2 protein-coding genes and 2 pseudogenes are annotated in these 4,194 nt (G+C 52.1%); 2 read left to right on the top strand and 2 right to left on the bottom strand.

Annotation, left to right across the window (positions count from 1 at the left end; genetic code table 11):
- Both ACFSE1_RS16795 and ACFSE1_RS16790 read left to right on the top strand, forming a co-directional pair.
- Positions 1 to 110 (top strand): annotated as a pseudogene (locus ACFSE1_RS16795) (IS6 family transposase); the annotation flags it as partial.
- A 434-nt stretch (positions 111 to 544) separates the two neighbouring features.
- A complete protein-coding gene (locus ACFSE1_RS16790) occupies positions 545 to 2,875 on the top strand; it encodes a methyl-accepting chemotaxis protein (protein ID WP_377403839.1) in 2,331 nt (776 codons plus the stop codon).
- A gap of 194 nt (positions 2,876 to 3,069) precedes the next feature.
- Here the strand turns inward: ACFSE1_RS16790 and ACFSE1_RS16785 are convergent, their stop codons facing one another.
- Both ACFSE1_RS16785 and ACFSE1_RS16780 read right to left on the bottom strand, forming a co-directional pair.
- A complete protein-coding gene (locus ACFSE1_RS16785; RefSeq protein WP_465269782.1) occupies positions 3,070 to 3,912 on the bottom strand; it encodes a short-chain fatty acyl-CoA regulator family protein in 843 nt (280 codons plus the stop codon).
- Positions 3,812 to 4,194, bottom strand: a pseudogene (locus ACFSE1_RS16780) (hypothetical protein); the annotation flags it as partial. The pseudogene ACFSE1_RS16780 and the gene ACFSE1_RS16785, both read right to left, overlap by 101 nt.

Below are 4,194 nucleotides of genomic sequence, written 5' to 3'. Positions count from 1 at the left end.
GCGATGCTATGGTTGAAGAAAGGCTTCGGCTTTTCCGGCGGCTGGACTGTCAACGACCAGAACGATTGCTTGCGCTCCTCTTCGGACTGCAAAAGGTTAATAAAGCATGAAGTCAAAGATGCTCACGGGATAATCGCGCGCTCCGTAAATGTTTGCGACAAGCCCCGTCGACAGCTTCGCCTCTCATTGATGAGGTGGAGAAGAGAAAATGGTCGGTTCAACTTGCCTGGGATCCGCGACGCTGATCGCGGCGCCCGAAAACATATTTACCTGATGCCTCCCACAGATTTCATTGGGCGCAGCTCATCCGCCGCGGACTGTTACTGCAAAACAGAATTGCGATATATATTCTGTAAGAACATTACATCTGCGTATCATCCTTACAAATGGCCTCAAAGATAAGTAATATGTTGTATCGCGGCTTTATTCATTTCAGATATTAGCAGAATTTAAAGGACTTTCACTCGAAGAATAGGTTGACATATGAGGCTTTCCCAGTGGTGGGGAGCTAGCATACGGCTGCGCTATGGAGGAAGAGTTTGAAATGATGCCGAAGACAGCAATTGCACGGAATATGGTTGCACTCGTATCAACCGGAGTTGCGACAACTGTAGCAACGGCGAGCGTTCTCCTGTGGATGTCATACCGGGCAGTGGAGGAACGCTCCGTTTCAGAACTTATTGCAGCTGCTCATGCGAGTGCAGGCAAGATTGAAAGTCATTTCAATAAGGTGACGGAGCTCGGTTGGAACATTCGATCCGTTGTTTCATCACTGGTATCCAGTGGCAACCCAAGTCGGGAGGATACTACGAATGTCATTCGCACACTTCTCGCTGACAACAGGTTTGCAACCAGCATTGGGTTGATCTGGGAACCCAACGCTTTCGATGGCAGGGATAGCGAATTTCGAAATACGCCGGGCCACGATGATACGGGCCGGTATGTGCCGTATTTAAGTCGTGGAGCGGACAAGATAGATCTCTCTGCAGTCGTCGATTACGACATACCAGGGGCTGGCGACTTCTATCTAATCCCCAAGGCTAGTGGTCAAGATCTCCTGACTGAGCCTTATGCATATACAGTCGGCAATAAAAGCGTCACGATGACCTCGTTTGTGACGCCCATATCGGTCAATGGTAGCGTTGTCGGAGCCGTAGGCATCGATAGTTCGTTGGAAACTGTAACTGCAGAAGTTTCCCAGCTGAAACCCTTGGGTGAAGGTTATGTTGCTCTGCTTAGCGCAGAAGGCAATGTTGTCAGCCACCCTGATAAAAAAGCGCTTGGTAAAAATTTGGCGGATTCCGGACTAGACGCGATCGAGTGGGGTAAGATGGTCGCCAACCCCGGGAAGGCTTATGAAATTGCCAACGCAGGGGGTACTCCGTATATTTCGGTGGCTGTCAAGGTCCCACTTGCAGGGGGGGCAAGCTGGTACACTGTGGCTAGTGTGCCAAAGGCCGTGGTTTATGCCAACGTCACTTCTCTAGCTTTGGCATCGATTATAGTCATTGCTGTTGCGACTGGCCTTTTGGTTGTATTTGGCTGGTACCTCGCTTCTCGCATTCGGAAGCGTCTTGAGGCCGTCATTTTCGCCACCGGCGAAATCGCGCGCGGTAATGTGGAAGTTGATCTTTCAGAATCGGTGCGCAATGATGAAATCGGTGAGATGGCTCGTTCGCTCAAAATATTGCGGGACGCTACACTCGCCAAAACTCGCCTTGAACATGAGGCCGAGCGTGAGCGGCAGATAACAGATGCTGAACGTCGTCAAAGGGCGGAAGAGGCAGCGGAGCGTGAGCGTCAGACACTTGCTGCAGTCGAAGCACTCGGTGAGGGCCTCAACAGGCTTGCTGAGGGAGACGTGACTCATCGGATCGAGAAGCAGTTCGCGGGATCGCTTGATCAACTCCGACACGATTTCAACACGTCCGTCTCCAAGCTACGTGACGCACTGGCATCCGTCGGTCGGAATGCGGGTTCAATCCGAGCTGGTACTGCGGAAATTAGAAGTGCCTCCGATGATCTGGCCAAGAGGACCGAACAACAAGCAGCCTCTGTGGAGGAAACTGCGGCTGCTCTTGAGGAGATTACGAGCTCATTGCGCGACGCCACACGCCGAGCTGAGGAGGCAGGAGCGCTTGTCGAGCAGACACGGCATGGCGCTGAGAAATCTGGTGAAATTGTCCAACGCGCAATAGACGCAATGACTGGGATCGAGACATCGGCACGAGAGATCTCAAACATCATCAGCGTGATTGATGAAATTGCCTTCCAGACGAACCTTCTCGCTCTGAACGCGGGTGTCGAAGCAGCCAGAGCCGGCGAAGCTGGCAAAGGCTTTGCGGTCGTTGCTCAAGAAGTCCGTGAGCTTGCGCAGCGCTCGGCTACCGCTGCAAGAGAGATAAAAGCTCTAATCTCGAAGTCCGGAAGCCAGGTGACAACAGGCGTTGAACTGGTCGGGGAAACAGGCGTGTCTTTGTTGAACATCATCAATCAGGTTCAGGAAATCGATCAGAACGTGGCCGCCATTGTCCGCTCTTCGCGCGAGCAGTCAACGGGTCTGCGCGAGATCAGTGAGGCTGTTAATAACATCGACCAAGCAACCCAAAAGAATGCTGCGATGGTCGAAGAGCAAACTGCCGCCTGCCATTCACTTGCATCTGAAGCCGACGAGCTGAATCGCCTAATAGCCCAATTCAGGCTCAACAGTGGCGGCGCCGTGATAGAACCTCCAAAGCGCCCCGTCGCGGTGGGGGCAGAACACCAGCCCGTAGTTTCAGCCGCTCGTACACTTGGTAGTCATGTTGCCAGCGCCTTAGGTCGCCGCCCGTTGGCTGTCGCAGTTGCGGCGAAGGAATCCTGGGAGGAATTCTGAGCTCCAATCACATAAATGAACTACATGCCGCTGTTGGAATAATCGAATGGCGGGAGTGATTAGTACAGTCATCGGGCGCCGGCACTGCGACAGCAAATGTCGCGCCCTTTTTGTCAGGCTCGTCTTATTATTATCGAGAGCTCCAACCTTCATGAGTGATCCCATTTGAAGAAGAAAACCCTAATGGTCTTATATCAGGCGCGGACAGCGCATGCATACCTTTGGCACTGCCTGCAACACAGGCCGACAGGCGTCAGTTCGTGGTCCTGAAAACGATCTGCACCGTAGACGGTCTTTCTGGCATATTTTGAATCGCACAAAAGCGCGATTGCATGCGTGTATCGTGGCGCACCAAAAGCGCCTCCACCACTTGTGATAGCGGATGCAATCGATAACAATTGCAGCTGCGAATCTAACTCAAGCCACTGGGTCAGAACATTGCCTGGAGAGTGGATAACATCATGGATATTCCACAGTGCACAGGTGCCGTCTTGACGGGGTAGGCGAAAGACACCGGGGTTCACGGTGGCAACAATCTTGCCCGCTTTGTCAATCTTTACGAGCGAAAACGGTATCCGCTCCTGTCCTGGCTTACGGAGACTCGTCAACCGCTTGGCGCACTGTTCAAATGATGTTTTAAATTGTCGAGCAAGGGCCTCTACATCGTATTGCCGACGATCGAAAGCGTTCGAAAAATGGCCGTAGGGCATCATCAGAGTCTCGGAAAAGTAGGCTTCCAGCGCTGCTTTTCCGAGACTTAGATTATCTCGAGTAAAGCCGCCGCGAGAGAGCTGTTCCTCAATGATTTCCTGTGCCTCGATTCGCGCCAGGACGAGAGCCAAAGCTGATTTCACGCCCAAGCTATCTAGCGAGTCGTTTAAAAGGACAGCCCTCCCTTCAATATCAATTATGTATGGTTCACGGGACAGCAATGCTTCAGATGTGTGCCGGATCTGGAGAGCGTGGCGTTGCCTGAGATAGCTTTCCAAGCATCCCCGATGCCGACACTCTCTCAGAAAGTCGTTCTGCAGCCTCATCAAGCTTCGGGAAGAAATTTTGATTCTGTGCTATATACTCCTGAAGTTTCAACGCAGGATCATCGAGTTCGTCTGCACAGTCAGGATTAGGATCTGCATGATTTAGTCCCTTGTTATAAGCAAAGTGCAGCCTGACCAATGCCGCTGCTATATTCGGAAAGCTCCGGGTCGCATCAGCTACCTCTTCGGCTTCTATTCTTAAATCGCTGACAATCGGACACCTTGATTTACCCCGGTTTCCTTCTTTGACGGTACAATCTGGGCCTGCCGCCGTTTTCGGCG

The organism is Affinirhizobium helianthi (assembly GCF_042680945.1).
GTDB lineage: Bacteria > Pseudomonadota > Alphaproteobacteria > Rhizobiales > Rhizobiaceae > Neorhizobium > Neorhizobium helianthi.
This window is presented reverse-complemented; position numbering and strand designations above follow the sequence as displayed.

What these genes read in the sequence shown, in the direction of transcription:
- ACFSE1_RS16790 (WP_377403839.1), top strand. Translation starts at nt 545, where the DNA reads ATGATGCCGAAGACAGCAATTGCACGGAATATGGTTGCACTCGTATCA.
- ACFSE1_RS16785 (WP_465269782.1), bottom strand. Translation starts at nt 3,912, where the DNA reads ATGAGGCTGCAGAACGACTTTCTGAGAGAGTGTCGGCATCGGGGATGC.